At 66.7% G+C, this 26,949-nt stretch carries 27 protein-coding genes; 10 read left to right on the top strand and 17 right to left on the bottom strand.

Going from position 1 to position 26,949, the window contains the following annotated elements:
- Positions 1–33: 33 nt before the first annotated feature.
- The 11 genes from GL279_RS07150 to GL279_RS07200 all read right to left on the bottom strand — a co-directional run bounded on the left by GL279_RS07150 (position 34) and on the right by GL279_RS07200 (position 10,353).
- Positions 34–210, bottom strand: coding sequence for a hypothetical protein (locus GL279_RS07150; RefSeq protein ID WP_155063938.1), 177 nt, complete (start codon positions 208–210; stop codon positions 34–36).
- A 335-nt stretch (positions 211–545) separates the two neighbouring features.
- Positions 546–2,090, bottom strand: coding sequence for an amidase (locus GL279_RS07155; protein ID WP_155063939.1), 1,545 nt, complete (start codon positions 2,088–2,090; stop codon positions 546–548).
- Positions 2,091–2,182: 92 nt separating this feature from the next.
- Positions 2,183–3,181 (bottom strand): acetamidase/formamidase family protein, encoded by a 999-nt coding sequence (locus GL279_RS07160; protein WP_155063940.1) that lies wholly within the window; start codon positions 3,179–3,181, stop codon positions 2,183–2,185.
- 36 nt (positions 3,182–3,217) lie between these two features.
- Positions 3,218–3,931 (bottom strand): ABC transporter ATP-binding protein, encoded by a 714-nt coding sequence (locus tag GL279_RS07165; RefSeq protein WP_155063941.1) that lies wholly within the window; start codon positions 3,929–3,931, stop codon positions 3,218–3,220.
- Positions 3,924–4,640: an ABC transporter ATP-binding protein gene (locus GL279_RS07170; RefSeq protein WP_155063942.1), complete on the bottom strand. Its 717-nt coding sequence runs from the start codon at positions 4,638–4,640 to the stop codon at positions 3,924–3,926. Before GL279_RS07170 ends, GL279_RS07165 begins: the two co-directional genes overlap by 8 nt.
- Positions 4,640–5,707, bottom strand: coding sequence for an ABC transporter permease subunit (locus GL279_RS07175; RefSeq protein ID WP_155063943.1), 1,068 nt, complete (start codon positions 5,705–5,707; stop codon positions 4,640–4,642). The genes GL279_RS07170 and GL279_RS07175 overlap by 1 nt, the downstream gene beginning before the upstream one ends.
- A gap of 1 nt (position 5,708) precedes the next feature.
- The gene (locus GL279_RS07180) at positions 5,709–6,584 is read right to left on the bottom strand and encodes an ABC transporter permease subunit (RefSeq protein WP_155063944.1); all 876 of its coding nucleotides are present in this window, start codon (positions 6,582–6,584) and stop codon (positions 5,709–5,711) included.
- Between the two features lie 66 nt (positions 6,585–6,650).
- Positions 6,651–7,886, bottom strand: coding sequence for an urea ABC transporter substrate-binding protein (locus GL279_RS07185; RefSeq protein ID WP_155063945.1), 1,236 nt, complete (start codon positions 7,884–7,886; stop codon positions 6,651–6,653).
- 43 nt (positions 7,887–7,929) lie between these two features.
- Positions 7,930–8,568, bottom strand: a complete 639-nt coding sequence (locus GL279_RS07190; protein WP_155063946.1) for an ANTAR domain-containing response regulator — start codon at positions 8,566–8,568, stop codon at positions 7,930–7,932.
- The gene (locus GL279_RS07195; RefSeq protein ID WP_211371273.1) at positions 8,565–9,713 is read right to left on the bottom strand and encodes a transporter substrate-binding domain-containing protein; all 1,149 of its coding nucleotides are present in this window, start codon (positions 9,711–9,713) and stop codon (positions 8,565–8,567) included. The genes GL279_RS07190 and GL279_RS07195 overlap by 4 nt, the downstream gene beginning before the upstream one ends.
- 277 nt (positions 9,714–9,990) lie before the next feature.
- On the bottom strand, positions 9,991–10,353 hold the full coding sequence (locus tag GL279_RS07200) for a DUF488 domain-containing protein (protein ID WP_343039733.1): 363 nt from the start codon (positions 10,351–10,353) through the stop codon (positions 9,991–9,993).
- 186 nt (positions 10,354–10,539) lie between these two features.
- Here GL279_RS07200 and GL279_RS07205 point away from each other — a divergent pair, with 186 nt between their 5' ends.
- Positions 10,540–11,097 carry a TetR/AcrR family transcriptional regulator gene (locus GL279_RS07205; RefSeq protein ID WP_211371274.1) on the top strand — a complete coding sequence of 186 codons (558 nt, stop codon included), beginning with the start codon at positions 10,540–10,542 and terminating at the stop codon, positions 11,095–11,097.
- Positions 11,098–11,147: 50 nt separating this feature from the next.
- Positions 11,148–12,338, top strand: coding sequence for an MFS transporter (locus GL279_RS07210; RefSeq protein WP_155063949.1), 1,191 nt, complete (start codon positions 11,148–11,150; stop codon positions 12,336–12,338).
- Between the two features lie 6 nt (positions 12,339–12,344).
- Here the strand turns inward: GL279_RS07210 and GL279_RS07215 are convergent, their stop codons facing one another.
- The 6 genes from GL279_RS07215 to GL279_RS07240 are packed head-to-tail and all read right to left on the bottom strand — an operon-like array spanning position 12,345 to position 17,724.
- Positions 12,345–12,590, bottom strand: coding sequence for a cytochrome C oxidase subunit IV family protein (locus tag GL279_RS07215; RefSeq protein WP_155063950.1), 246 nt, complete (start codon positions 12,588–12,590; stop codon positions 12,345–12,347).
- Between the two features lie 6 nt (positions 12,591–12,596).
- Positions 12,597–13,133 (bottom strand): cytochrome c oxidase subunit 3, encoded by a 537-nt coding sequence (locus tag GL279_RS07220; protein WP_155063951.1) that lies wholly within the window; start codon positions 13,131–13,133, stop codon positions 12,597–12,599.
- Complete coding sequence (locus GL279_RS07225; RefSeq protein WP_155063952.1) at positions 13,133–15,067, bottom strand: nitric oxide reductase activation protein NorD; 1,935 nt, start codon at positions 15,065–15,067, stop codon at positions 13,133–13,135. Before GL279_RS07225 ends, GL279_RS07220 begins: the two co-directional genes overlap by 1 nt.
- A gap of 3 nt (positions 15,068–15,070) precedes the next feature.
- Positions 15,071–15,874 (bottom strand): CbbQ/NirQ/NorQ/GpvN family protein, encoded by an 804-nt coding sequence (locus GL279_RS07230; RefSeq protein ID WP_155063953.1) that lies wholly within the window; start codon positions 15,872–15,874, stop codon positions 15,071–15,073.
- Positions 15,875–15,878: 4 nt separating this feature from the next.
- Positions 15,879–17,252: a cbb3-type cytochrome c oxidase subunit I gene (locus tag GL279_RS07235; protein ID WP_155063954.1), complete on the bottom strand. Its 1,374-nt coding sequence runs from the start codon at positions 17,250–17,252 to the stop codon at positions 15,879–15,881.
- A 19-nt stretch (positions 17,253–17,271) separates the two neighbouring features.
- Positions 17,272–17,724, bottom strand: a complete 453-nt coding sequence (locus GL279_RS07240) for a c-type cytochrome (RefSeq protein WP_155063955.1) — start codon at positions 17,722–17,724, stop codon at positions 17,272–17,274.
- A 111-nt stretch (positions 17,725–17,835) separates the two neighbouring features.
- Here GL279_RS07240 and GL279_RS07245 point away from each other — a divergent pair, with 111 nt between their 5' ends.
- The 8 genes from GL279_RS07245 (at position 17,836) to GL279_RS07280 (ending at position 26,926) form a co-directional block, all read left to right on the top strand.
- Complete coding sequence (locus GL279_RS07245) at positions 17,836–18,081, top strand: hypothetical protein (RefSeq protein ID WP_155063956.1); 246 nt, start codon at positions 17,836–17,838, stop codon at positions 18,079–18,081.
- Positions 18,082–18,192: 111 nt separating this feature from the next.
- Entirely contained in the window at positions 18,193–20,484 is a 2,292-nt protein-coding gene (locus GL279_RS07250; protein ID WP_155063957.1) for a NosR/NirI family protein, read from the top strand.
- A 1-nt stretch (position 20,485) separates the two neighbouring features.
- Positions 20,486–22,414 carry a TAT-dependent nitrous-oxide reductase gene (nosZ, locus tag GL279_RS07255; RefSeq protein WP_155063958.1) on the top strand — a complete coding sequence of 643 codons (1,929 nt, stop codon included), beginning with the start codon at positions 20,486–20,488 and terminating at the stop codon, positions 22,412–22,414.
- Positions 22,414–23,742 (top strand): nitrous oxide reductase family maturation protein NosD, encoded by a 1,329-nt coding sequence (locus GL279_RS07260; RefSeq protein ID WP_155063959.1) that lies wholly within the window; start codon positions 22,414–22,416, stop codon positions 23,740–23,742. The genes nosZ and GL279_RS07260 overlap by 1 nt, the downstream gene beginning before the upstream one ends.
- Entirely contained in the window at positions 23,739–24,590 is an 852-nt protein-coding gene (locus GL279_RS07265; protein ID WP_155063960.1) for an ABC transporter ATP-binding protein, read from the top strand. The genes GL279_RS07260 and GL279_RS07265 overlap by 4 nt, the downstream gene beginning before the upstream one ends.
- On the top strand, positions 24,590–25,408 hold the full coding sequence (locus tag GL279_RS07270; protein ID WP_155063961.1) for an ABC transporter permease subunit: 819 nt from the start codon (positions 24,590–24,592) through the stop codon (positions 25,406–25,408). Before GL279_RS07265 ends, GL279_RS07270 begins: the two co-directional genes overlap by 1 nt.
- Positions 25,405–26,007: a nitrous oxide reductase accessory protein NosL gene (locus GL279_RS07275; protein WP_343039734.1), complete on the top strand. Its 603-nt coding sequence runs from the start codon at positions 25,405–25,407 to the stop codon at positions 26,005–26,007. Before GL279_RS07270 ends, GL279_RS07275 begins: the two co-directional genes overlap by 4 nt.
- Positions 25,997–26,926, top strand: a complete 930-nt coding sequence (locus tag GL279_RS07280; protein WP_155063963.1) for an FAD:protein FMN transferase — start codon at positions 25,997–25,999, stop codon at positions 26,924–26,926. Before GL279_RS07275 ends, GL279_RS07280 begins: the two co-directional genes overlap by 11 nt.
- The last annotated feature ends 23 nt before the right edge of the window (positions 26,927–26,949 follow it).

The raw sequence follows: 26,949 nt of genomic DNA on the forward strand, positions 1-26,949 counted from the left end.
CCGGCCGGGTGCCGGATAAGGCGGTCGGGGAGGCTAGCTCCGCTCCGGCATGAGTGTCGACACCACTTGCGGCAGCTGTCCGGGGGCGATGGCGCCCGACAGCAGGGCGTCGAGCACCGACCATTCGATGATTTGCGCCTGACCGGCATTTCCGGCCCGCCCCTCGGCACGGGCGATTTCAACCGCGAGCCGCCAGCTTGCTGAATCCACAGGGCCCATCCCGGCCCAAGCGGTGCGGGCATCACCCACCACAGGCATCGTGCGGCAGGTGGCTGGCCCGCCGCACTGGCGCGAAGCTGCGGCGCCCTTGATGGTTTCTGAGGATTTCGGCGCGATGATCGCCCATCGCCCCGGCAACTATGTCTGGCCGGGCGCGGGCGAGGATCACGCGGGGCTGCATTCCTCGGGGTTCGATTTCAACGATGCGCCGCGCCAGCCATGCCGTGGCCGTGGGTTAAGGGCGAGGCGCGGCCGGCCTGTTGCGGGCCAAAGGCGCCGCGCCGGACCCCGGGGGAAACGATCCGGCGCGGCGGTTGTCCGGTGTCTTAGGCCGGTGGCAGACCCGTCTGGCGCAGCCGGCCTTCGCAGTCATGGGCCAGGTTCAGCAGCATCGCCTCGGACCAGAGCCGGCCCAGAAAGATCAGCTCGAAGGGCGCGCCCGAGGCGTAGCGTCCGGCGGGCAGGGTGACGCCGGGCAGGCCCGCAATATTGAGCTCGCCCACCGTGGTTTCGCGGATCGCCTCGCCCGAGCGCACGGTCGGCAGTTCGGCCAGCATCTGCGGATAGACCAGCGCGTCCAGTCCGTGCCGGTCAAAGACTTCGTCGATGAGGCGCAGATAGGTGGCCTTCAGCGCCGCGAACTCGGGCAGGGCGGGCGGGTGGTCGGGGTCGGCAAGTGCGGCGGCGAAATCGGGCAGCTCGTGCAGGTAGCCAAGGATCGCCCCCTTGGCCAGCACGTCCTGGGCGGCGGTGGCCGCGACGAAGTCGTGCCAGTTCCTGATCGGCGCCTCGGGGCCAAGCCGGCGCAGATAGCAGGTCATGTCATAGGGCAGCGATTCCAGCCCGCGCCCGTCAAAGAACGGCGTGCCCGGCGTGATCTGGCGATGGCGGTTGAAATCGGTGCCGGCAAAGGGGTCCTCGATCAGGATGGCGCCTGCGGCCCGCAAAAGCTGCTGCGCCCGGTCGTAAAGCGCCTGCGTTTCCAGGGACAGCGCGTCCGGGCGCCAGCCGGGGCCGTAAAGGCCGATGCGCCGGCCCCGCAGCGCATCCGGGCCCAGCCCCGCGGCAAAGCCCTGCGCCGGGATATGGCCGACCGAGGCCAGCGTCTTGGGGTCCTGATTGGTGAAGCCGGCGATCACGTCCAGACAGATCGCCGCATCGCGGACATTGCGCGCGATCGGCCCGACCACGTCGCGGTTCGAGGACAGCGGCACCACCCCCACATTCGGGACCAGCCCGATGGTCGGCTTGATCCCGACCAGCCCATGCGCCGAAGCCGGGTTCTGGATCGAGCCGCCGGTTTCCTCGGCCAGACCCAGCACGCACATCTGTGCAGCGACCGCGCAGGCGGTGCCGGCGCTGGAGCCGCCGGGCACGCGATTCTCGAGGACCGCGTTCAGCGTCGGGCCGGCCCAGCTGTCATGGGCATGCGTGCCGGTCCAGCTGAGGATCGGGATATTGGTCTTGCCCAGGATCACCGCATCGGCGGCCTTCATGCGCGCGGCGACCGGGGCATCGCGTTCCGGCAGCAGGGCGACCCCGCCCGTGGGTTCATGCAGCAGCGACCAGCCCGCCGTGGTCGGAAAGCCCTGAAGGTCGATGGAATCCTTGATCACCACCGGGATGCCCGCCAAGGGCCCCAGCTTGTCGCCGGCGGCGCGGCGGCGGTCGATGCTGCGCGCCTGTTCCAGCGCGCTGGGATCGGCAAAGATGATGGCGTTCAGATGGCCGTTCACCGCCTCGATCCGGTCGAGGCAGGCGCGGGTCAGATCCTCGGCGCTAAAGAGCCCCTGCGCGAATGCGGCGTGGATCCGGGGCACGGTCAGGGTCTCGGGATCGTCCAGCGAGGCGGGCGTGGTCGCGATGGTCATGGCTGTCCTTTCGGGGTCGCCGGAACGCGGTTCCGGTGATCGGTCGGTCTGGAAAGGGTGGGCCCGGCGCGCGCTGCCGCCGGGCCGCAGGGTCAGGCAGAGATGCCGACGATGGATTTCAGGACCGAGGCGCCCAGCGTGTATTTCGGGTCCACCATATTGCCCAGCCGCACCCGGCCGCATTGGGTCAGCAGCATATAGGCGTCGATCTCGTCAAAGCCGAAATCGGCGGCGAGCCAGCGGATCAGCTCGCGGTAGGCGCCGCGGGCGGCATCCTCCATCGGGCGCGCCGATCCGACGGTCATGTAGAAATCGGCGTTCTCCAGCCGGGGCGAGCGGATGGTCCAGCCCTTGATCAGATCGACCCGGACGGTGGTGACGGTCGGATGTTCGATGGCGACGCCGCACAGTTCGCCATCGCCCTGCGCGGCATGGCAGTCGCCCAGAAACAGGAAGCCACCCTCGGTCTGCACCGGCAGATAGATCACCGCGCCCGGCGCCACATCCGGCAGGTCCATGTTGCCGCCATAGTAATCGGGCACCAGCGACGAGATCGCCTCGGCCAGCGGCGCGCAGCCGATGGTGCCGATGAAGGGCTGATAGGGCAGGGTGATGCGCTCGTTCCAGACGGTGCCTTGTTCGGCGGTGACATCGAGCTTGCGCACCCGCTCGGGCAGGGGCGCGGTCAGCAGGGCGGTGTCGGCGGTGGGGACGAGGCCGCCGAATTCCGGCATGATGACCGTGGTGCCGCGCGGCTGCGGCCCGCGCGGCACGATGCTGTCGATATGCACCGCCAGCGTGTCGCCCCGTTCGGCGCCATTGACCCAGATCGGGCCGTTCTGCGGGTTCAGGAACGGAAAGTTCAGGATTTCCGAGGGACGGTCGCTTTCCTTGCGGATCGCGCCCTCAAAGGCGTCATGGGTTTCGCAGGTCACCACCGTGCCGGGGTCGATGCGCAGCACCGGCGGGATCGCGGCGCTGTAGACATAGGGATAGCTGCCCTGCTCGGCCTCGGTCAGGCTGCGCTCGGCGCGGGCCTCGCCGCGGGCGACGGCCTTGCGGGCCATGATGCTGTCGTCAAACCAGCTCATCGGGACGTTCCTTTTCTTCGTGCTGTTTCAATAGGTTCAGACGGAAAGATAGCTGCGGATCCGATCCTGGTCGTCCAGGTCGGCCCGGCTGAGCGCGGCGGTGATGCGGCCCTTGTCCATGACATAGCAGCGCTGCGCCATCGCCCGGATCATGTCGATGTTCTGTTCGACAAAGACCACGCCCAGCCCGGTGCGGCGGTTCAGCTCGACCATGATCCGGGCGATGCCCTGCACGATATTGGGCTGGATGCCCTCGGAGGGTTCGTCCAGCAGCACCATCGAGGGCGCGCCCATCAGCACCCGCCCGATGGCCAGCTGCTGTTGCTGGCCGCCCGACATGGTGCCGGCGCGTTGTCCGGCGCGCTCCTGCAGGATGGGGAAATGCTCATAGACCTGTTCCAGCATCCCCTCGATCCGGCGGCCCGAGATGGACTGCCCGACCAGCAGGTTTTCCAGCACCGTCATGCGCGGGAACACGTCGCGGCCCTGCGGCACATAGCCGATGCCCAGCCGGGCGCGGCGATGGGCCGAGAGCGTGTCGATGCGCTGCCCGCGCAGCTGGATCGCGCCACCGGCAGGGGGCAGGAGCCCGATCAGCGTCTTCATCAGGGTCGACTTGCCGACGCCGTTGCGGCCGATGATGGCGACGATCTCGCCCTCGTCGACATGGAAATCGACGCCTTGCAGCACGGGCTTGCCGCCATAGCCGCCGTTCAGGGCCGAGACTTGCAAAAGACGGGTGTCAGGCATCGACCTCTCCCAGATAGATCTTGGCGACGCGGGGATCGGCGGTGATCTCGTCGATGGTGCCCTGGGCAAAGACCTTGCCGAAGTGCAGCACCGTGACCCGGTGCGCGATCTGGCGCACGAAGGCCATGTCATGTTCCACCGCCAGCAGCGTCATGCCCTCGGCGTTCAGCCGCTTGAGCATCTCGCCCGTAGCATGGGTTTCGTCGGGCGTCATGCCCGCCGTCGGCTCGTCCAGCAGCAGCAGCCGGGGCTTCAGCCCGATGGCCATGCCGATTTCCAGCCATTGCTTTTGCCCGTGGCTGAGATTGCCGGCCAGCTGCGCCTGCGCATGGGCCAGTCCAAGGAACTCCAGCAGGCGGTCGATCTCTTCGGGCAGCATGCGCGGATCGACATGGTGTTGCAGCGCGATGACCAGATTCTGGCGCACGCTGAGTTCCTTGAAGATCCCCGGCACCTGAAACTTGACGCTGAGACCCTGACGGATGCGCTGAAAGGGCCGGGCGCGGGTGATGTCGTGATCCTGAAACAGGATCTCGCCGCTGTCGGGCAGATGCTCGCCCAGGATCAGGCGAAAGAACGTGCTTTTCCCGGCGCCGTTCGGGCCGATCAGGCAATGCATCTCGCCGGGGGTCAGCGCGAAATCGACATCGCCGGTGACATGCAGCCCGCCAAAGCGCTTGTTCAGCTTTCGGGTTTCCAGAATATGCATCAGCGTGCCTCCTTGCGGCGCGACAGGCGCAGGGTGGCCTCGACCAGCGCCATGACGATGCCGCGCGGCGCGACCAGAACGGTGATGACCAGCAGCGCGCCCATGACCACCAGCGCGTATTGGCTGGCGTGGATGGTCAGCAGCTGGAACACGATCAGCACGGCCAGCGCGCCGACAAGCGTCGTGGTCAGATCGCTCCGCCCGCCGACCGCGACCCAGACGATCGGCAGCGCCGCCGCCGTCATGCCCATCGAGGCCGGGGTGATGTAGTTGCCCCATGAGGTGTAGAGCACCCCCGAAAGCCCCGCCAGGGCCGAGCCGATGACAAAGGCCATCAGCTGATAGCGGCGGATGTCATAGCCCAGCATCTCGGCCCGCAGCGGGTTTTCGCGGATCGCGACCAGCACATTGCCAAAGCGCGAGTTCACCAGCATGCGCAGGCCCAGATAGACCGCGATCAGCAGTGCCAGCGTCACGTAGTAAAGCGGCAGGTCGGGGTAAAGCACGATGGGCCCGCCCGGCCACGGGATGGTCAGCGAGGGCATGTTGCCCATGCCGTTGAAGCCGTTCAGCCGCGCGCTGCCGATGGTCCATTCCGGTCCGGCGGTCTGGGCCATGAACCGTTCCAGCACCAGCGTCACCGACAGCGAGACGATGCCCAGAAATACGCCGTTGATGCGGCCATAGAACAGAAAATAGCCCAGCACCGCCGCGCAAAGCGCGCTGCAGCCGACCGCCGCCAGCAGGGAAAACAGCGTCAGCCCATAGGCATCGCCCAGATTGATCGTCAGCACGCCATAGCAATAGGCGGCGATGCCAAAGAACGCCGTCTGCCCAAAGCTCAGCGCGCCGCCATAGCCCCAGATCAGGCTGAGCCCCAGCGCCATGAACAGCCAGTTGAAGAAATAGACGTTGTTGCCGACGTCATAGCTGTCGGCGAAGGCCGGATAGGCGCAGGCCAGCAGCAGGACCAGCGCAAAGCCGCTCCAGAAGCGGGGGCCGCGCCCCAGAGTCTGGGGGCCTTCGATCAGGGCAAGGATGCGGCGGATGCGTGAAGTCTGTTCCATCTCAGGCCCTTTCGCGCAGGATCTTGCCGCTGATGCCGCGCGGCAGGATGCGGATCACGATGATGACGGCGATCAGCAGGCCGATCTGGCCGGCAAGCTGGCCCTTCCACGAGGTCAGAGCGGCCTTGATCACCCCCAGCACCACCGCAGCCGGCGCCGTGCCCAGAAAGATGTCGGCGCCGCCGACGACCACGGTGACAAAGGCCTCGACCATGAAAGACGCGCCCATGGTGGGCACCAGCGTCATGGTGGGGGCGTAAAGCCCGCCGGCCAGCCCGGCCAGCGCCGCGCCAAGGCCAAAGGTCAGGCTGTAGACGAGATTGGTGTTCACCCCCAGCGCCTCGGCGACATGCGGCACCTGAATCGTGGCGCGCGACAGCAGGCCGAACCGGGTGCGGGTGAACATCAGCCACAGTGCCGCCAGCACCGCCACCGCCGAAAGCATCAGGATGATGCGATAGACCGAATAGGAATAGCCACCGACCGAGAAGCTGCCAAAGGGCGTGCCGACGCCTTGCATCGACGGTCCCAGCAGGATCAGCACGCCCTGCGTCACGATCATCGAAATGCCCCAGGTCGCGACGATGGTATCCAGCGGGCGTTCGTAAAGCCTGCGGATCACCACCCATTCGACGACCATCCCGGCGATGCCGGCGGCTGCGGCCCCGGCCAGCACCGCCAGCGGCATCGGCAGGCCGGCATGCGCCGCGCGGGTCGAGACATAGGCGCCGCACATGATGAATTCGCCATGCGCCAGATTGATGACGCCCATCATGCCAAAGATGACGGCAAGGCCGCAGGCGCTGAGCACCAGAAAGGCGAAGGCATCGCCGAACTGGTAAAGAAAACTGAAGACAAGGTTGAGGCTATCCACCATCCATTCCCTTATTGACGTGCTTGCCATGCGGGGATCGGGCCCCGGACAGGGCCCGACCCTTGCGCATCAGCTTTTGGGCGGCGGGTTCGAGGGGCTGTATTGCGCGCTGGGATCGCTCTTGGTCAGATCGCAGCCGGCGTCGCCCAGCCAGTAGGGCTTGATGCCGTCCCATTTCTGCGGGAACTCGATCGAGTGGTCGGCCTTGACATGGGCCAGATGGATCGTGTGCGAGACATGCTGGCTTTTGGGGTCGATGCACATCTGGCCGCCGGGGCCGTCGACGCAGACATCGCCCTGGGCGATCACCTTGCGGATCTCGGCCAGATCGGTGGATTTCGCCCGCTCGACCAGCTGCTTGTAAAGATAGACCGCGGCGTAGGAGTTGCTGGCCTCTTGGTTGATATAGGGCTCGTTGGGGAATTTCGCGTGGAATTTCTTGACGAATTCCTTGCTGGCCGGGGTGTCCAGCTCTTCGATGTAGTTCACGGTGACATACATGTCTTTCAGGCTGGGCGCCTTGAACCGCTTGTGTTCATAGCCCTGTCCGACGTTCACCGATGAGGCCATCGGCAGGTTCACATTCGCAGCCCCCGCCTGTTCATAATAAGAGGCCTGCGCGGTGCCCACCAACAGGGTGACGACGAAATCGGGCTTGGCGGCCTGAATGTTCTGGATCGTCTGCGAGAATTGCGACACGCCCAGCGGGATGAATTCTTCTCCCACCATCTTGCCGCCGTTTTCCTCGACGATCTTGCGCACCCATTCGGCCGAGATCTGGCCAAAGTTGTAATCCGCCGCGATCGTATAGACGTTCTTGCCGTATTTCTCCATCATATAGGGCAGAAGCGTCGAGAACTGCTGTTCCGGCACGGCGCCGGTGACGATCATATTGCCGTCGCAGACGCCGCCCTCATACTGGTTGTTGTAGAAGGCCAGCCCGTCGAACTGGTTGACGATGGGCCGATAGGCCTCGCGCGAGGCCGAGGAAAAGCCGGCAAAGACCGCGTCCACCTTGTCGCGCTGCAGCACGCGGCGCATGAATTCCTGAAAGCGGGTGTTGTCGGACTGGGTGTCGTATTCGACCAGCTCCAGCGGCCGGCCGTCGATGCCGCCGGCGGCGTTGATCTCCTCGGCGGCCAGTTCGATGGCATGGACCTTGCCGATGGTCGCCAGCGCGAAATCGCCCGACTGATCCTCAAGCACGCCCAGCTTGATCGGCTTGGCATCCTGCGCCAGAGCGGGGCTGGCCGCAGACAACAGCAATGCGAACGCCGAAACGGCGTTTGTCAGATTCCGGTTCATCTTTCACTCCATGTTGGGATTGGGGCGGAGGGCTTTGGCCTGCCTAGGCCTGCCTTCTCTGTTGGTTTTCGTCGGGGTCCTGGTCGTCGCCGGCCTCAAGCAGCAACTGGCAATAGGTTTCGATGCTGAGCCGGGCGCGCATCGCCTCGCGGCGCAGCCGGGCGTAGGCGGCATCGCCGTCCAGCGCCTCGCGCTGCACCAGCCGGACCACGGCGCGCAGCACATGCGCGCGCTTGCGGCGGCGGTCGTTCAGATCGTCCAGCATCGCCTGCATCTGGCAGATCTGGTTGAATTCGTTGACGGCCAGAAACAGCGCCGAATAGATCGAGCCGCCATGCACGGGCTTGGGCAGAAAGGCCTTGGCGCCCAGTTGTGCCAGCGCGCGCAGCCGGCTGGGCGCCTCGGATCCGACCAGCCCGACCACCGCGCAGGGGGCCGCGCAGTCGCGGCCCTGCGGGTCGGTCCAGCTGGCCGGCAGCACCAGATCGCCGTCCAGAAACAGGATGTCGCCGGTCTGGGCGGCAGGCAGCGCGATCAGCTGGCCCAGCTGGCAGGGCAGTGGCTCGGGCGTCAGCGCCAGCTTGGGCAGCACGCTGGCCAGCGTGCCGGCCGAGGGTCCGGGCGCCGCGCAGATCCAGGCGCGCGAGCCGCGAAAGTTCTGGACAAAGCGAGAGGGTCTCATGGCACGATCCTCAGGACAGGATTGCTTTGCGGGGGTTCGATGTCGCGCGCCCATCCCACCAGATAGGGGTCGGGCCGCACGGGTTCGGGGGATTGGCGCAGGATATCAAAACCGAAATCCTTGCGCGACAGGCCGATGCGCGGCGTCAGATAGGCGTGCATGGTGGTACCGTCGATCCAGACCCGGCCCTGCGGCGCGTCCAGCGTGCAATCGGGCAGGGCGGCGCGTACCGCCGCCACCTCGGCCGTGCCCGCCCGCGCCACCGCCCGCGCCAGCAGGTGCACCGCGATGAAGCTGGCCTCGGCCTCGGCCGAAATGCTGGGACCGTCGGGAAAGGCGGCGGCATAGGCGGCAGTGAATTCGCGGTTCTTCTGCCCGGGCAGCGAGGCGAAATAGACGCTGGCGCTGATCTGGCCGTCGGCGGCCTCGGCGCCGATCTCTTGCAGCTCGGGCTCGGACAGGTTGCAGCTGGCCACCGGCATCACGCGCGGCTGATCGATCCCCCGGCGCAGGCAGGCCTGCCGCAGCCCGCGAAAGAACGCATAGGCCGACGAGCCGATCAGCGCGTTGAAGACGTAATCCGGGCGCAGCGCCAGCACCTCGTCGATCTGGGCGGCAAGATCGGTTTCGCCCACGGGCACATAGCGTTCGGCGACGACCTCGCCGCCCAGCCGGGCCACGCCTTCGCGCAGGACGCGGCTGTTTTCCCAAGCCCAGATATAGTTCGATCCGATGCTATAGGCGCGCCGGCCAAAGCGGCCATGCAGGAAATCGATCAGCGGCGTCAGGTGCTGGTTGGGCGCGGCGCCGGTATAGACGACATTCGCCGTGGTCTCGAAGCCCTCGTAATGGCTGGGATACCACAGTTGCGCGTCATGGCGCTCGATCAGCGGCAGCACTTCCTTGCGGCTGGACGAGGTATAGCAGCCGCAGATGTGGCGGATGCCTTGGTCGATCATCTGCGCCGCGCCGGCGGCATAGCTGGCCAGATCGCCGCCGGGATTGACAGGCATGGGATGCAGGCGGACCGCGCCACCGGCATTGACCTGCTGGCAGGCCAGCAGCGCGCCGTTCAGCAGCGTGTGCGCGACCCGGCCATAAGGTCCGTCGGTCGAGAACAGAAGTCCCAGTGGAAGGTCGATCACGGCCAAGTGCCCAGCCCAAACAGAAAAGCCCCAAGGCAGAATCTGCCAAGGGGCGCGGTTGCCAAGGATATTTCGTTCAGTGTGATACCACCTGCAGGGCGCATTTGCCCGGTGTTGTGTTCAAGCTAGCCCGAGCGTTTTACTTCTGTCAATGGATTGGATGGGGGGATGGCTGCGGCCTGCGGGATCGCCCGGATTATGGGCAATGCTGCCCGGGATTGGGGCGGCACCGGCTCGGCCGGCTGCAGGGTGGGCGGCGAATCGCAGGACTGCCCGGCTATAGCCGCGCCAGCAGCCAGTCGCGCAGGATGATGGCGTGGCTTTGCGTGCGGTCGCGGGTGGCGGTCAGCAGGGTGACGGGGCCTTTCCGGCACCAGGTCAGGCATTGTTCGACCGCCTGCGGCTCGGCGGCCAGCTCGGTCTCATAGCGGTGGCGGAACTCGGGCCAGTTGCCGGGCGTGGCGTGGAACCATTGCCGCAGCGCCGTGCTGGGCGCCACCGCCTTGGGCCAATCGTCCAGATGCAGCGCCGCCTTGGCCATGCCGCGCGGCCACAGCCGGTCGACCAGCAGGCGCGCGCCGGCGCCGGCTTCGGCGGGGTCATAGACCCGCGCCAGCAGGATCGGGAATTCAGCGGTCACGATGCGCCTCCGTTGCCCTGTTTCCGGGCAATCTAGGCGCCCGGTCAGGGGGCGGCAAGCGGGGCGGCGGGGGCGCGGAAGAATCCCGCTTGATTTGGAAACGATCATTTTCTATCAGGGCGCATGTCTGATATCGCCCCCACAGGATCCGTTGCGCGTGGCCCCGGCCGACCACGTGAATATGACATGGACGAGGCCCTTGACCGGGCGGTCGTGATCTTTCGCCAGCGCGGCTATCATGCCACCTCGATCAGTGAGCTGGCGGCGGCGATGGGGCTGACGCAGGGTAGCATCTACAAGGCCTTCAAGGACAAGCGCGCGGTGTTTCTGGCCGCCTTTGACCGCAACAAGGCGGTGCGCGCCGAAAAGCTGGCCCGCGCCGTCGCCGGGGGGCAGACCGGGTTGCAGCGTCTGCGCCGGGCGCTGGCCTTTTACGCCGACGCCTCGCAGGGGGCCGAGGGTGTGCAAGGCTGCCTTGTCGTCGGCAGCGCGACCGAGCTGGCCATTCTGGACGCCGAGATGGCCGAGCGGGTCCGGGCCGCGCTGGCCCGCAACGAGACGCTGCTGGCCGGGCTGATCGCGCAGGGGCAGGCCGATGGCTCGATCCCGGCAGAGGTCGACCGGGCGGCGACGGCGCGGACGATGCTGTGCCTGCTGCAAGGGATGCGGGTGGTCGGCAAGACCGGCCGCAGCCGCCCCGAGATGGACGCCGTGGTCGAGGTCGCCCTGCGCCTGCTGGGCTGATCCGCTTGCGGCAAATTTGGAAACGATCATTTTCTTATACGGAGGCCGTCATGGCTGAGACCGCATCCCACCCAGCCGCCCATCCCGCCGTTCCGGCGGGGATGACCGTGCTGCTGGCCGCCGCCTGCGGGCTGATCGCGGCCAATATCTATTACGCGCAGCCGCTGGCCGGGCCGATCAGCGCCGGGCTGGGGCTGTCGCCGCAGGCGGCGGGGCTGGTCGTCACCCTGACCCAGATCGGCTATGGCGCCGGGCTGCTGCTGATCGTGCCGCTGGGCGATCTGGTCGAGAACCGCCGGCTGGTGCTGGCGATGATCGGGGTCGCGACGCTAGGTCTATTGGTGGCGGCGCTGTCGGTGCACGCGGTGGGGTTTCTGCTGGCATCGCTGCTGATCGGGCTGGGCTCGGTCGCGGTGCAGGTGCTGGTGCCCTATGCCGCGCATCTGGCGCCCGAGGCCGTGCGCGGCCGCGTCGTCGGCAATGTCATGAGCGGGCTGATGCTGGGCATCATGCTGGCCCGCCCGGTGTCGAGCCTTGTCGCGCAATTGCTGTCCTGGCGGGCGGTGTTTCTGGTCTCGGCCGGGGTGATGGTCGCGCTGGCGCTGGTGCTGATGCGGGCGCTGCCGCCGCGTGTGCCGGCGGCGCGGCTGGGCTATGGCGGACTTTTGGCCTCGATGGGGCGGCTGGCGGCGGGGACGCCGATCCTGCGCCGGCGGGCGCTTTATCAGGCCTGTCTCTTTGCCGCCTTCAGCCTGTTCTGGACCACGGTGCCTTTGCTGCTGGCCGGGCCGCGTTTTGGCCTGTCGCAAGGGGGGATCGCATTGTTTGCGCTGGCCGGGGTGGCCGGTGCGGTTGCGGCGCCGATCGCGGGCCGGCTGGCCGATCATGGCCGCACCCGAATTGCCACCGCCTGCGCGATGTTGGCGGTGGCTGCGGCATTCGCGCTGACCGGGTTGGTGCCGCTGGGCTCGGCGGTGTCTCTGGGGCTGCTGGTGGCGGCGGCGGTGCTGCTGGATTTCGGGGTTTCGGCCAATATGACGCTGGGCCAAAGGGCGATCTTTGCCCTTGGGGCCGAATTCCGCAGCCGGCTCAATGGCCTCTACATGGCGACGTTCTTTGTCGGCGGTGCATTGGGATCGGCGGTCGGCGGCTGGGCATTCGCCCAAGGCGGCTGGGCACTGGCCGCAGGCATCGGCGCGGCGCTGCCGATGCTGGCGCTGGCCTATTGGGCCACGGAATAGCCCCGATCAGCCCGGCCGCATCAGGCAAAGCGCGGCAATCGCCGCCAGCCACAGCGCCAGCGGCAGGCTGGCCGCGCCCAGCCAGCCCGGCGCCGCCCGCAGATGCAGGAAGCCACCCAGAATCGTGCGCGCCTTGAGCCATGCCAGCGCCAGCAGCCCCACCGCTGCCAGCCGGCTGTCGATGCCCGCCAGAACGGTGGTGGCGGTTGTCAGCGCCAGCAGGTGCAACCAGCTTTGGGTCAGCCTGTCCATACCCGCCTACCAGATCAGATAGATGATGGGCAGGATCAGCACCCAGACCAGATCCACCATATGCCAGAACATCGCCCCCGCCTGCACCGGCGCCGGGCGGGCGCGGATCGTAACCAGCCCCAGCACCGCCACGCCCGCGATGACATGGGCGGCGTGAAAGCCGGTCAGCAGGTAGTAGAAAGTAAAGAACGGCTGGCCGTCCATGCCGATACCGGCGTGGATGTCGCGGGCATATTCCAGCCCCTTCAGCACCAGAAACACCAGCCCGCCCAATGCCGCAAGGCCCAGCCCGATCCGGGCGCGGGCGCGGCGGCCTGCGGCGGCGTCGCGTTCGGCGCGGGCGGCGAACAGGCCCGAGGTCACCAGCACCAGCGTGTTCAGCGTCGCCATGCGCCCGTCCAGCTGGGCATGGGCCGCGGCAAAGCCGACGGGGTCGCGCAGCCCCATCACCACCATGGCCGACAGGCCGGCGGCAAAGACCGCCACCTCGGAGGCGATCAGGATCCACAGGATCAGCTCGCCCGGCAAATCGTCGATCCGCATCACAGCACCAGCTGGCGATAGATTTCGGGCAGGGCCGTGGTCAGCCGGTCGGGATCGCGGATCACCGAAAAGCCGCCCTGACCAAAGATGCGCGGGAACCAGCCCTGCGCATGGCGGTCGATGGTGATGCCAAAGACCGCATGTCCCGCCCGCCGGGCCTGACGCACGGCCATGGCGCTGTCCTCGATCCCGTGCCGGCCTTCGTAATGGTCAAGGTCGTTGGGCTTGCCATCGGTCACGACCAGCAGCAGCCGGCGCGACTGGCTTTGCCGCGCCAGCCCCGCCGAGGCATGGCGGATCGCCGCGCCCAGCCGGGTGTAAAAGCCCGGGCGCAGGGCGTGGATGCGGGCCTCGGTCTCGGCGGTCATCGGCGCGTCGAAATCCTTGCAGTCATGGATCCAGACCCGGTCGCGCTTCAGCGAGGAAAAGCCCTGAATGGCGAAACGGTCGCCGCAGGCGTCCAGCCCCCAGGCCAGCGCCGTCAGCGCCTCGCGCGCGATGTCGATCACCGGCCGGCCGGTGACGGCGCTTTCGGTCGAGCGTGACACGTCAAGCAGGATCGACACCGCCAGATCGCGCCGTCCGGGCCGGGCCTGTTGCCAGACGCGGTCGCTGCCGCGCCCGGTGGCGCGCAGATCGGTGATGGCGCGCAAGGTCGCGTCCAGATCCAGATCCTCGCCATCGGGCTGGGCGTGGTGGATCACCCGCGCCGGGCGCAGGGCCTGAAACTGGCGGCGCACGGCCTCGATCCGGCGGCGGGCGGCGGGGTCGGAAAAGCCCTGCCAGCCGGGGTCGGGGGCGACCGGGGCGGCCAGCACCCGGCAATGGTCGGGCAGCCAGACGCCGCCGCGCGCGTCCCATTCGGGATAGGTGAAGCGACCGGCGATGGCTTCGCGGTCCACGTCCTCGGGCGCGAGGTCCAGATGCAGCTTCAGCTTGGTCGCCGGGGCCTTGCTGACCTGACCCAGCACGATTTCCTCGTGGTCGTCGGCAGCCTTCTTGGCATTGTCCAGATCGTCATCCTCGACCCGGCGGTTCAGGTTCATCATCTCGGCCCAGCTCAGCATGGCCTCGAATTTGTAAAGGATGATGCTGTCCTTGCGCTCGGCCTGATCGGTGCTCATGCGGCGGGTCTTGCGGGCGGTGCCGTCGCCGGCCTCTTCGGGGGCGCCGGCGGTGGGCAGGCTGGCCACCTCGCCCGGACGGCCCGAGCTTAGCCCGCGCAGATCGGGCCACATCGGCACCGGCAGGGTGGGGCGATAGCCGCGCGGTGCCTGCCAATGCGCGGGCGGGGCGGGATAGCGGGCCAGAAGATCGGGCTGGGGCCGGGTCGGATCGCCCAGCAGGTGGCGGATCAATGTCTCGACCTGCGCCTCGGTGCCCCGCAGGGCGGGGCGGTGGCGCTGCGCCAGATGGGCGGCGCAGAGCCGTTGCCACAGCGGGCGCAGCCCCGGCGCCGCCGACAGCGTGGCGCGGGTCATCGCCATGCCGGCGGCCAGCGCCGCCAGATCGGCGCGCAGCGGGTCGGGGTCGGGAACAAAGGCCAGCGCCTGATCCCGGGCATGGGCCGAGGTCGCGGCCAGCCACAGATACAGTTCCTCGTTGGTTTCGCGCGCGGGAAACACCGCCAGCTCGACCGGCAGGCGCAGCGCCTCGCCGTCGAAACTGGCGCGCGCCAGCCGTTCCTGATCAAAGGCCAGCCGGCGGCGCCACGAGATGCGGTGGCGCCCGGCCTGATCGGCCACCGGCTTCAGCTCGACATCGGCCCCACCGCCCAGACCGCGAAACAGCACGGCAATCCGGCCGCGCATCTGGTCGAACCGGGCGGCGGCCTCGGGGAAATGCGGCGGCGGGTCCATGCGTGAGGCCAGCAGGTGCCACAGCTTGCCGACGGTTTCCTCGGGCTCCCACGGCGAGATGTCGAGATGTGCCATGGCCTAGCCCGTCACCGCCATGACCAGATCCAGCAGGCCCTTGCGGGTGTCCGCGTCATCGGTCAGCGGCTCGATCATCGCGGCCAGAATGGCGCGGTCCAGCGCCATGCCGCCGGCGATCAGGGTCGCGGCATAGACCACCAGCCGGGTCGAGACGCCCTCTTCCAGATCCTGCCCCTTGAGCGCGCGCAGCTTGCCCGCCAGCCGCACCAGCAGCGCCACGCGGTCGGCATCCAGCCCGCTTTCGCGCGCCACCACGGGGATTTCATGTTCGGGGCGGGGAAAGCCGAATTCGACCGACAGGAACCGCTGCCGGGTCGAGGGCTTCAGCGTCTTCATGATGTTCTGGTAGCCGGGGTTATAGCTTGCCACCAGCATGAAGCCGGGCGCGGCCTGCAATTCCTCGGCGGTGCGGTCGATGGGCAGGATGCGGCGGTCATCGGTCAGCGGGTGCAGCACCACGGCCACGTCCTTGCGCGCCTCGACCACCTCGTCGAGATAGCAGATCGCGCCCTCGCGCACGGCGCGGGTCAGGGGGCCGTCCACCCAGACGGTTTCGCCGCCCTTCAGCAGATGGCGCCCGATCAGATCGGCCGCCGACAGGTCGTCATGGCAGGCGACGGTGTAAAGCCTGCGCCCCAGCCGCGCCGCCATATGGGCGACGAAACGGGTCTTGCCGCAGCCGGTCGGGCCTTTCAGCAGCAGGGGCAGGTTGGCGGCGTGGGCGGCGGCAAAGATGTCGCATTCGTCGCCCTGCGGCAGATAGAAGGGGGCGCTGGCCCCCTTCTGCTCGAAGGTTCCGTCCATGGGTCTACTCCGCTGCCTGCTGGACCACCGGACCGGCCGCGATCACCTCGCGACGGCGCGGCACCAGCAGCGCATAGATCAACATGTAGGTGCCGATGACCACAGCCACCCCGGCGCCGAGCCGCATCCAGTAGAACAGCGCGATCTGGTCCTGCACATCCATGTAGTTTTCGCCCATGACGCGTTGCAGATGCGTCTGCAGCGTGCCGGCAAAGGTCAGCACGAAGGTCATGAACAGCATCCCCCCCGACATCAGCCAGAAGGCAGCCATGTTCAGCACCTGATTATAGGGGTCGCGCTGGCGCAGGATCGGCAGGGCATAGGTGAACAGCGCGATGTTCAGGCAGACATAGGCGCCATAGAAGGCCAGGTGGCCATGCGCCGCCGTCACCTGCGTGCCGTGGGTATAGTAGTTCACCCCGTGCAGCGTGTGCAGAAAGCCCCAGATGCCGGCGCCGAAGAAGGCCAGAACCGCGCAGCCCAGGCTCCAGAGCAGGGCGGCCTTGTTGGGGTGGTCGCGCCGCCCCTTCCAGACCATGACAAAGGCAAACGACATCATGGCAAAGAACGGCACCACCTCGAAGCTGGAAAAGATCGAGCCGATCCATTGCCAGTAGGCCGGCAGGCCGATCCAGTAGTAATGGTGCCCGGTGCCGAGGATGCCCGAGAACAGCGCCGTGGCGACGATGACGTAAAGCCATTTTTCCACGACCTCGCGGTCCACGCCGGTCAGCTTCAGCATCAGGAAGCCAAGGATCGACGCCATGATCAGCTCCCACACGCCTTCGACCCACAGATGGACGACGTTCCACCAGTATTGCTTGTCGAGCGCGAGGTTCGACGGGTTGTAGAACGAGAACAGGAACAGCAGCGCCAGCCCCCAAAGCCCGATCAGCAGGATCGAGCTGATCACCGTCTTGCGGCCCTTGAGCACGGTCAGGCTGACGTTCCACAGAAAGATCAGCGCGGCGACGACGATCCCGGCCTTGACCCAGCGCGGTTGCTCCAGAAATTCGCGGCCTTCGCGACCCAGAAGGAAATTGCCTTCGAACAGGTTGAAGAAATAGGTCACGACCACGCCCGCCGTGCCCAGCACCAGAATGCCAAGCTGGATATAGGCGGCCTTGACCGAGTGGATTTCACGCTCGGCCTCTTCGGGGATCAGGAAATAGGCGGCGCCGAAAAAGCCGGTCAGCAGCCAGACGATCAGCGAGTTAGTGTGCAGCATCCGCCCGATGTTGAAGGGCAGCGTTTCGGACAGGAAGTTCGGGTTGACATAGATATAGCCGATGACCACGCCCATGGTGACCTGAACGGCGAACAGGATCAGCGCGACATAGATATAGGCCAGCGCGATCTTCTGGGATTGGTATTTCATGATTTTTCCCTTTTCTCGCTCAACCGGCGTCGTTCGGCGGCCAGTTCTGGGTGTTGATGCGTCCGGTCCACAGCAGGAAATCCGACAGGGCGCGCACGTCCTCGTCGCTGAGGTGGAATTGCGGCATCTGGCGGCGGCCCGGCGTGCCAGAGGGTTGCGAATCCATCCAGCCCTTGAGCGTCTCGAAGGCCATGTCGGGATCGTCCTGCACACCCCAGCGTTTCATGACATTGCCGAGTTCGGGCGCGAAATAGGCGCCTTCGCCCAAGATCGTGTGGCAGTTCACGCAGGCCTTTTCCTCCCAGACCTGTTTGCCGCGCGCCACTGCGGGCGTCAGGCTGGCCTCGTCGGTCGAGACATGGGTAATGTACCAGTGGCCATGGATGAACAGGCCGATGAAGATGAGAATGAAGAACAGTGACCCGCCGTAGAAGATATTCCGGGCCATGCTCTTGGTCAGGACCTCGCGCATGGCGATGACCTCCAGAGTCGTTGGCGATGATCCCGACATGGCGCAGGGGCGGCAAGCGAGCCTTGATGAAAGTCAAGGAAGTTGAATTTCATTCCGGGGCAGGATGGTGCCATGACATCCGACACGCATATCCCGCCCCGCTGGCCCGTCTGGAAACTTGCCCTGCTGCTTTACGTCTTTGCGGCGGCGGCGGTGGCGATCAACCTGTTCATGCTGGGCCTGTTGGGTCAGGCGCTGGGGTTTGCGGCGCTGCCGCCGCGGATCGCGGTGCTGCTGGCGCTGCCTTTGGGCGTGCCGGCGGCATGGCTGGCCGGGCGCTGGGTCGACCGGCTGCTGGCCGAGGCCGGGCGGGGCTAGCCGCCTTTTTCACGCAAGTCCCCGGTTGGGGTCGCGAATTTGTGCTGGCGCAACGTTCGGGGGGCCGGCGCCCGGCATGTTCGGCGCAACTATCGCCTGCCGGAGCGCCAGATGAGCTTGCCGCGTCTATCCAATCTTGCCCGCCACCGACTGTTGTGGCTGGTCGTGCTGTGCCTGCTTTCGCTGGGGGGCGCAGCGCAGGCGATGACGCTGGCGCAGGCGCTGGACAAGACCCCGCCGGCGCAGCTCTTCGCCGGCGCCGATGCCTATGGCGCGCCGCAGGGCGATCCGGCCATCGTGCCGGTGCTCAAGGCCGGCCAGTTGCAGGGCTATGCCTATCTCAACAGCGATTTCACCCCCTCGACCGGCTATTCGGGCAAACCGATCCGCATTGTCGTCGGCATCGACCCCAAGGGCGTGATCCGCGGCATCAATCTGGTCGAGCATCATGAGCCGATCGTGCTGATCGGCATCCCCGAGGCCAAGGTGCTGGCGGCGCTGAACGGGCTGATCGGCACCGATCTGGCGCAGGTGGCCAGCGGCGCGGTCAAGCCGCCGCAGGCCGAAATCGTCTCGGGCGCCACGGTCACCGTGCTGGTGATGGGCGACAGCATCGTGCGCTCGGCGGTCAAGCTGATCCGTTCGGGCCGGCTGGACGGCGTCGCCGCCGGCGCGGCCCCGGTCGAGGTCAAGCGCCAGCTGGACCCGGCGGTGACGCAGACCGCCGATTGGCAGACGCTGCTGGGCGATGGCTCGGTGCGCTCGCTGGTGCTGACGGTGGGCGAGGTCAGCAAGGCCTTTGCCGATGCCGGTCAGCCCGCTGCCGCCGGCCACCCCGAGGATGCCGATCCGGCCGCGCCCTTCATCAGCCTTTACATGGCGCCGGTTTCGGTGCCGGCCATCGGGCGCAGCCTTCTGGGCGATGTCGCCTATGAGCGCATGGCGGCCAAGCTGCAGCCGGGACAATCGGCGGTGCTGGTCGCGGGCGATGGCGCCTATTCCTTCAAGGGCTCGGGCTATGTGCGCGGCGGCATCTTTGACCGCATCGAGTTGATGCAGGACGGGCAGGGGCTGCGTTTTCACGACCATGACCACACCCGCCTGCCGGTGCTGGCCGCCCAGGGCGCGCCGCATCTGAAAGAGATCGCGCTGTTCGTGGTGCCGCAGGATTTCACCTTTGATCCGACCGAGCCCTTTGACCTGCAATTGCTGGTCCAGCGCCAGACCGAGGGCCGGGACAAGGCGACGCTGCCCTTTGATCTGGCCTATCAGATCCCCGAACGCTACCTGCTGCCCGCCGCGGCGCCGGCGCCCGTCGCGGTCCCGGCCGCAAGCCCGGTGCAGGCCGCCCAGACCGGCCAGCCCATGCCCGAGGACGACGGCCCCGCCCTGTGGAAGACGATGTGGCAGATGAACCATCTGAACCTCGCCATTCTGGGCGTGGCGCTGGCGGTGCTGACGGCGATCTTCTTCTTTCAGGACGTGCTGACGAAATATCCGCGCAGCTTCCTGTGGACCCGGCGCGCCTATCTGAGCTTCACGCTGATCTGGCTGGGCTGGATCGTGCACACGCAGCTGTCGGTCGTGAACGTGCTGACCTTTGCCAATGCGCTGCTGTCGGGCTTTTCCTGGGAATATTTCCTGTCGGCGCCGCTGGTCTTCGTGCTGTGGTGCGCGGTGGCAGCGGGGCTGCTGTTCTGGGGCCGGGGGCCGTTCTGCGGCTGGCTGTGCCCGTTCGGCGCGTTGCAGGAGCTTTCGAACACGGTGGCGCGCAAGCTGCGCGTGCCGCAGATCGACCTGCCCTGGGGCCTGCATGAACGTCTGTGGCCGATCAAATACATGATCTTCCTTGGGCTGTTCGGCCTGTCGCTTTATTCGCTGTCGGATGCCGAGGTCTATGCCGAGGTCGAGCCGTTCAAGACCGCAATCATCCTGAAATTCATGCGGGAATGGGGCTTTGTGCTGTTCGCCCTGGCCTGCCTGCTGCCGGGGCTGTTCATCGAGCGCTTCTATTGCCGCTACATGTGCCCCTTGGGCGCGGCGCTGGCGATCCCGGGGCGGATGCGGATGTTCGAATGGCTGAAGCGCTGGCCCGAATGCGGCAGCCCCTGCCAACGTTGCGCCAATGACTGCCCGGTCAAGGCCATCCACCCCGAGGGCCAGATCAACGTCAACGAATGCATCTACTGCATGAATTGTCAGGTGCTTTACCACGACGACACCCGCTGCCCGCATATGATCACGCAAAAGGCCCGGCGCGAAAAGATCGCCCGCAGCGCGCAGCCCGGTTCCGGCACCAAGCCGGCGCCCGTCGCCCAATCCAAAGACGCACACGCGCAGCCTCCGGCTTTCCGCGCCCAAAAGGCCGCCGTGACGCCACCCCCCGATCTCAAAGGAGCATGAGATGACCAAAGACAATGACATGCGGCTGAACCGCCGCCAGCTTCTGGGCACCTCGGTGGCCGTTGCCGCCGGCGGCTTGGCCCCCCGCGCCGTAATCGGCGCCGGTGCGGGACTTGCGGCCGCCGCAGCCGCCGGTCCGGCGCTGGCCCAGGGCACGCCCGGCAACCTTGAATACATCGTCCACCCGGGCGAGCTGGACGAATATTACGTCCTGTTGTCGGGTGGCCAATCGGGCGAGGTGCGCATCCTTGGCCTGCCCTCGATGCGCGAACTGACCCGCATCCCGATTTTCAACCGCGAAAGTGCCACCGGCTGGGGCCTGACCAACGAATCGCGCAAGGTGCTGACCGAGGGGCTGACGCCCGAGACCGTCGCGTTTCTGAAGGACAAGGGCGGCATCTATACCAATGGCGACGCCCACCACCCGCATCCGTCGTTCACCGACGGCACCTATGACGGGCGCTATTTCTTTATCAACGACAAGGCCAATACCCGCGTGGCCCGCGTCCGTCTGGACGTGATGCGCTGCGACAAGATCATCGAGCTGCCCAACCAGCACACCGTGCACGGCCTGCGCGTGCAGAAATACCCGCGCACCGGCTATGTCTTTGCCAATGGCGAGGATGGCGTGCCGCTGCCGAACGACGGCACCGTGCTGGACGATCCGAAACAGTATTACTCGATCTTTTCGGCCATCGACGGCGATACCATGGAGGTCGCATGGCAGATCAAGGTCGACGGCAACCTTGATAACGTCGATGCCGACTATCAGGGCAAATATGCCTTTGCCACCTGCTACAACTCGGAAGGCGGCACCACGCTGGAAGAGATGATGGCCAAGGATCAGGACTGGCTGTCCGTCTTTAACATTCAGGCCATCGAGGCGGCCGTGAAAGCGGGCGAAGGTCAGGTGCTGAACGGCGTGCGCGTGCTGGACGGCACGGGCGAGAAGAACAAGCTGGTGCGCTATATCCCGGTCCCGAACGGCCCGCATGGCATCAACACCGCACCCGATGGCATCCATATCGTCGCCAATGGCAAGCTGTCGCCGACCTGCACCGTTTTCGACGTGCGCCGCTTTGACGATCTTTTCGCCGACAAGATCGGCGGTCGCGATTGCGTCGTGGCCGAGCCGGAGCTGGGCCTTGGCCCGCTGCACACCGCCTTTGACGGGCGCGGCAACGCCTATACCACGCTGTTCATCGACAGCCAGATCTGCAAGTGGAACATCGAGGACGCGATCAAGGCCTATAAGGGCGAAAAGGTCGATCCGATCCGGCAGAAACTGGACGTGCATTACCAGCCCGGGCACAACCATACCTCGATGGGTCAGACCAAAGAGGCGGATGGCAAATGGCTGATCTCGCTGAACAAGTTCTCGAAGGACCGCTTCCTGAACGTGGGCCCGCTGAAGCCGGAGTGTGACCAGCTGATCGACATTTCCGGGGACGAAATGAAGATCGTCCACGACAACCCGACCTTCGCCGAGCCGCATGACGCAACCCTTGTCCATGCCTCGAAGTTTAACCCGATCTCGATCTGGGACCGCAACGACCCGTTCTTTGCCGATGCCGTGGCGCAGGCGAAAAAGGACAATATCGACCTGCTGGTCGACAGTCAGGTGATCCGCGACGGCAATAAGGTCCGCGTCTACATGACCTCGTCCGCGCCGGCCTTCGGGCTGGACAGCTTTACGGTCAAGCAGGGCGACGAGGTGACGGTCTATGTCACCAACATCGACGATGTCGAGGATCTGACCCACGGCTTTTCCATCATCAACTATGGCATCAACATGGAGGTCGCGCCGCAGGCCACCGCCTCGGTCACCTTCAAGGCCGAGCGGGCGGGCGTCTACTGGTATTACTGCTCGTGGTTCTGCCATGCCATGCACATGGAGATGAAGGGCCGCATGCTGGTGGAAAAAGCCTGATGCGACTGGCCCTTGCCCTTGTGCTGATCTGCCTTGCCTCGCCGGTTGCCGCGCGGGTGTGGCAACCTGCCGACGATGCCGCGCTGACGGCGGCGCTGGCAGAGGCCGGGGCAGGGGATGAAATCAAGCTGGAGGCCCGCCGCTGGCGCGGGCCTCTGGAAATCCACATGCCGCTGATCCTGCAGGGCACTCAGGGGGCGGTGGTGGACGGGCAGGGCGCGGGCAGCGTGATTTTGGTCGATGCGCCCGATGTGCAGATCCGCAACCTGCAGATCACCGGCTCGGGCAGCGATCTGGACCGCATGGATGCCGGGGTCTTTCTGACCAAGGCGGCGCTGCGCGCGCAGGTGGTCGACAACGACCTGACCGACAATCTGCACGGCGTTCGCATTCAGGGGGCGCGCGACGCGGTGGTGGCGCAAAACCGCATCACCGGCCGGCTGGGCCGGCAATCCGAACTGGGCAATGGCGTCAGCGTCTGGAACGCCCCCGGCGCCGTGGTCGAAAGCAACCGGATCAGCCAAGGCCGCGACGGCATCTTTGTCTATGTCTCGAAGAAGAACGTTTTCCGCGACAACGACATTCACGACACCCGCTTTGCCATCCATTACATGAACACCTCGGACAGCCGGGTCGAGGACAACCGCTCGCGTGACAATGGCATGGGCTATGCGATCATGTTCTCGGACCGGCTGCGCATCACCGGCAACAGTTCCGACAATGACCGCGATTACGGCTTTCTGTTCAATTCGGCCAACCGTTCGGTGATCTCGGGCAACCGCGTGACCGGCCATCCCGCCCCGGCCGCGCGGTGGCGCGATATGGGCACCAGCTCGGAGGCGGGGGTGCCGCAGCCCGACGCGCCGGTCAGCGGCAGCCGCATCGCCCCCGAGAAATGCGTCTTCATCTATAACGCCAACCGCAATCAGTTCAGCGCCAACCGCTTTCAGGGCTGCGGCATCGGCATTCATTTCACCGCCGGGGCCGAGGGCAATCAGGTCAGCCGCAATGATTTCATCGGCAACCGCGTGCAGGTGAAATATGTCGGCACCCGGTTTCTGGAATGGTCAAAGGACGGGATCGGCAATTACTGGTCCGACAATGCCGGGTTCGACCTGAACGGCGACGGGCTGGCCGACAGCGCCTATCGCCCCAATGACATGGTGGACAAGGTGATGTGGACCGCGCCACAGGCCCGGCTGCTGCTGACCAGCCCCGCCGTGCAGATCCTGCGCTTTGCCCAGGGCCGCTTTCCCGGCCTGTTGCCGGGGGGCGTGACCGACAGCCACCCGCTGATGTTTCCGAATTCCGAAAGGCCCCTGCCATGAGCGATGCCGATGCCACTGTCGTCTTGGACAATGTCTGCAAAATCTATGCGGGCCGCCGTGTGGTCAGCGATCTCAGCTATGCCCTACATCCGGGGCAGGTGGTGGCGCTGGTCGGCCATAACGGCGCCGGCAAGACCACGCAGATCAAGATGATGCTGGGCCTGACCCGGCCCGATGGCGGGCGGCTGTCGGTTCTGGGTGCCGATCCCGGCCATGGCCGCGGCGCGCGGCGCGCCTTGGGCTATCTGCCCGAAAGCGTGCAGTTCCATCTGGCCTTTACCGGGCGCGAGACGCTGGCCTTTTATGCCCGGCTGAAGGGCCTGCCGGCATCGGGCCATGACGCGCTGTTTGCCCGCGTCGGGCTGGCCGAGGCCGCCGACCGTGCGGTGCGCACCTATTCCAAGGGTATGCGCCAGAGGCTGGGACTGGCACAGGCGCTGCTGGGATCGCCCCGGCTGCTGCTGCTGGACGAGCCGACCTCGGGGCTGGACCCGGCGCTGCGGCGCGAGCTTTACGGCATCGTCGCCGATCTGGCGCGGCAGGGGGCGACGGTGCTGCTGTCGTCGCATGCGCTGACCGAGCTGGAAGGCCATGCCGAGCGCGTCATCGTCATCAACCGGGGCCGCAAGATCGCCGATGGCACGTTGGACGAATTGCGCGCCTTGGCAGGCCTGCCGTCGCGGCTGAATTGCGTGCTGGACGGCGCGCCGCAACTGGTTGAGCTGAGCCAGAGCGAAAAGCCCGCCGTGCTGCGCGGCCTTCTGGACCGGGGCGCGACCCGGATCACGCTGGAGGATCCCAGCCTTGACGACATCTATGCCCATTTCCTGAAGCGTGAGGCCGCCTGATGTCCGCGATCCTGACCATTGCCCGCCGCGAACTGGCCGAGGGCATGCGCAACCGCTGGGTCGTCTCGATGACCGTGGTGATGGCGGCGCTGGCCGGCGCCATCGCGGCGCTTGGCTCGGCGCCGACCGGCTCGACTGCCACCGGGGCGTTGGATGTGGTGGTGGTGGGGCTGGCCAGCCTGACCATTTTCCTTGTGCCGCTGATCGCGCTGCTGTTGTCACATGACAGCATCACCCGCGAGGCCGAGCGCGGCACGCTGCTTTTGCTTCTCAGCCATCCGCTGGCGCGCTGGCAGGTCGTTGCCGGCAAGTTTCTGGGCCAGCTTGCGATCCTGACGCTGGCAACGGTGATCGGCTTTGGCTGCGCCGCCGTCTTCGTGATCTGGGGCCATGGCGCCGAGGGCTGGCAGGCCTTTGTCTATATGACCGCAGCCTCGATCCTGCTGGGTGCGGTGTTTCTTGGGCTGGGCGTGCTGGCGTCAAGCCTTGTGCAGGAAAGCTCGACCGCGGCCGGCATCGCCATCGGGCTGTGGTTGTTTCTGGTTGCGCTTTACGACATGGCGCTGCTGGCGGCGCTTGTGGCGCGCGGCGGCCATGCGGTGCCGGGCGCGCTGATGGATCTGGCGCTGCTGGCCAATCCCACCGACGCCTATCGCCTGCTGACGCTGGGCGAGGGCGCCTCGGCCATGCTGTCGGGCATGGGCGGGGTCTATGACAATTCGCATCTGACGCCGGCGCTGCTGGTCGCGGCCCTGCTGGCATGGTGCCTGCTGCCGCTTGCGCTGGCGATGACCGCCTTTTCACGGAGGAACCTGTGAAACCCTTTCTGATCGCCGCGCTTCTGGCGCTACCGCTGATGGCCTGCCGTCAGGACGAAACCGCCAGCCTGCCGCCGCAGACCATGACCGCCGAGGCCGTGGGCCGCTACTGCGGCATGAACCTGATGGAGCATGAGGGCCCCAAGGGGCAGGTCGTGCTGTCCAGGGAAATGGGCGCCTATTGGTTCTCGTCGGCGCGCGACACCGTGGCGTTTTCGATGATGCCCGACGAGGTCAAGGATTACGGCGGGCTTTACGTCTCGGACATGGCCAAGGCGGCCAGTTGGGCCGATCCCGGGCCTGACAACTGGATCGATGCCAAGGCGGCCTTCTACGTCGTTGGCGCCGATGTCGAGGCAGCGATGGGCGGGGCCGAGATCGTGCCCTTTGGCAGCCGCGCCTCGGCCGAGGCCTTTGCCCGCGACAAGGGCGGTGCGGTGCAGACCTTTGCCGAGCTGACCCCGGAAGAGGTGCTTGGCGAGGGTCGCGACATGGCAGGCGACGGCGATGGTTCTGGCGCGGAACACGATATGGGTGCGATGATGGATCACGACATGGGTGCAGCCCAGCCGACCACGGGGGCCGGTGATGCGCGCTGACCGTCGCCGTTTCCTGACCGTCTCGGCTGCCATGGCCGGGGCGGCGCTGGTGATGCCGCATATGCTGCGGGCCGCGCCCGGTGCCTCGGTCTGGCACGGTCAGGCCATGGGGGCGCCGACGACGCTGATCCTGAACCATCCCGATCCGGTCCGCGCGCAGGCGCTACTGCGCCAGACCGAGGCCGAGCTGCGCCGGCTGGAGGCGATCTTTACCCTGTATCGCGCCGATTCCGAACTGTCGCGGCTGAACCGCGACGGCTATCTGCTGGCCCCCAGCCCCGAGATGCTGGGCGCGCTGCAACTGGCCGCCGCTGCCCATGCTGCGACCGGCGGGCGCTTCGATCCCAGCATCCAGCCGCTGTGGCGCGCCTATGCGGCGGGCGATACGGCTGCGGTTGCCCGGGCGCGTCCGGCGGTGGGCTTTGGCCATGTGCGGATCGACCCCGACCGCATCTTGCTGGCGCGGGGGATGGCGCTGACGCTGAACGGCATTGCGCAAGGCTATATCACCGACCGCATCACCGATCTTTTGCGCGCCGGCGGCGCCCGGCATACGCTGGTCGACATGGGCGAATTCCATGCCATCGACGGGCGTGGCCCCTATGATCCGTGGCGCGTGCAACTGGCCGGCGGCGGCGAGGCGCTTTTGGCCGATCGGGCGCTGGCCACGACCGAGGCGCGCGGCTTTTGCTTTGACGCCGAAGGCCGGCTGCCGCAGCTGATCGACCCGGCGACCGGGGCGGCGCGGGCGGATTGGGCGCGGGTCTCGGTGCTGGCCGACAGCGCCGGCTGGGCCGATGCGCTGTCCACCGGCTTCAGTCTGGCGCCGGCCTCGGCCATCCGCGCGGCCCTGCCCGGCCTGCCGGGGGTCGAGGTGCGGGTGCTGGACGATGCCGGGCAGGAGTTCCGCTTTACCTGAGACTGCGCTAGAGCCACCGCCAA

This window comes from Paracoccus limosus (assembly GCF_009711185.1).
Classification (GTDB): domain Bacteria; phylum Pseudomonadota; class Alphaproteobacteria; order Rhodobacterales; family Rhodobacteraceae; genus Paracoccus; species Paracoccus limosus.

What these genes read in the sequence shown, in the direction of transcription:
- GL279_RS07155 (WP_155063939.1), bottom strand. Translation starts at nt 2,090, where the DNA reads ATGACCATCGCGACCACGCCCGCCTCGCTGGACGATCCCGAGACCCTG.
- GL279_RS07160 (WP_155063940.1), bottom strand. Translation starts at nt 3,181, where the DNA reads ATGAGCTGGTTTGACGACAGCATCATGGCCCGCAAGGCCGTCGCCCGC.
- GL279_RS07165 (WP_155063941.1), bottom strand. Translation starts at nt 3,931, where the DNA reads ATGCCTGACACCCGTCTTTTGCAAGTCTCGGCCCTGAACGGCGGCTAT.
- GL279_RS07170 (WP_155063942.1), bottom strand. Translation starts at nt 4,640, where the DNA reads ATGCATATTCTGGAAACCCGAAAGCTGAACAAGCGCTTTGGCGGGCTG.
- GL279_RS07175 (WP_155063943.1), bottom strand. Translation starts at nt 5,707, where the DNA reads ATGGAACAGACTTCACGCATCCGCCGCATCCTTGCCCTGATCGAAGGC.
- GL279_RS07180 (WP_155063944.1), bottom strand. Translation starts at nt 6,584, where the DNA reads ATGGTGGATAGCCTCAACCTTGTCTTCAGTTTTCTTTACCAGTTCGGC.
- GL279_RS07185 (WP_155063945.1), bottom strand. Translation starts at nt 7,886, where the DNA reads ATGAACCGGAATCTGACAAACGCCGTTTCGGCGTTCGCATTGCTGTTG.
- GL279_RS07190 (WP_155063946.1), bottom strand. Translation starts at nt 8,568, where the DNA reads ATGAGACCCTCTCGCTTTGTCCAGAACTTTCGCGGCTCGCGCGCCTGG.
- GL279_RS07205 (WP_211371274.1), top strand. Translation starts at nt 10,540, where the DNA reads ATGGACGAGGCCCTTGACCGGGCGGTCGTGATCTTTCGCCAGCGCGGC.
- GL279_RS07210 (WP_155063949.1), top strand. Translation starts at nt 11,148, where the DNA reads ATGGCTGAGACCGCATCCCACCCAGCCGCCCATCCCGCCGTTCCGGCG.
- GL279_RS07215 (WP_155063950.1), bottom strand. Translation starts at nt 12,590, where the DNA reads ATGGACAGGCTGACCCAAAGCTGGTTGCACCTGCTGGCGCTGACAACC.
- GL279_RS07220 (WP_155063951.1), bottom strand. Translation starts at nt 13,133, where the DNA reads ATGCGGATCGACGATTTGCCGGGCGAGCTGATCCTGTGGATCCTGATC.
- GL279_RS07225 (WP_155063952.1), bottom strand. Translation starts at nt 15,067, where the DNA reads ATGGCACATCTCGACATCTCGCCGTGGGAGCCCGAGGAAACCGTCGGC.
- GL279_RS07230 (WP_155063953.1), bottom strand. Translation starts at nt 15,874, where the DNA reads ATGGACGGAACCTTCGAGCAGAAGGGGGCCAGCGCCCCCTTCTATCTG.
- GL279_RS07235 (WP_155063954.1), bottom strand. Translation starts at nt 17,252, where the DNA reads ATGAAATACCAATCCCAGAAGATCGCGCTGGCCTATATCTATGTCGCG.
- GL279_RS07240 (WP_155063955.1), bottom strand. Translation starts at nt 17,724, where the DNA reads ATGCGCGAGGTCCTGACCAAGAGCATGGCCCGGAATATCTTCTACGGC.
- GL279_RS07245 (WP_155063956.1), top strand. Translation starts at nt 17,836, where the DNA reads ATGACATCCGACACGCATATCCCGCCCCGCTGGCCCGTCTGGAAACTT.
- GL279_RS07250 (WP_155063957.1), top strand. Translation starts at nt 18,193, where the DNA reads ATGAGCTTGCCGCGTCTATCCAATCTTGCCCGCCACCGACTGTTGTGG.
- nosZ (WP_155063958.1), top strand. Translation starts at nt 20,486, where the DNA reads ATGACCAAAGACAATGACATGCGGCTGAACCGCCGCCAGCTTCTGGGC.
- GL279_RS07260 (WP_155063959.1), top strand. Translation starts at nt 22,414, where the DNA reads ATGCGACTGGCCCTTGCCCTTGTGCTGATCTGCCTTGCCTCGCCGGTT.
- GL279_RS07265 (WP_155063960.1), top strand. Translation starts at nt 23,739, where the DNA reads ATGAGCGATGCCGATGCCACTGTCGTCTTGGACAATGTCTGCAAAATC.
- GL279_RS07270 (WP_155063961.1), top strand. Translation starts at nt 24,590, where the DNA reads ATGTCCGCGATCCTGACCATTGCCCGCCGCGAACTGGCCGAGGGCATG.
- GL279_RS07280 (WP_155063963.1), top strand. Translation starts at nt 25,997, where the DNA reads ATGCGCGCTGACCGTCGCCGTTTCCTGACCGTCTCGGCTGCCATGGCC.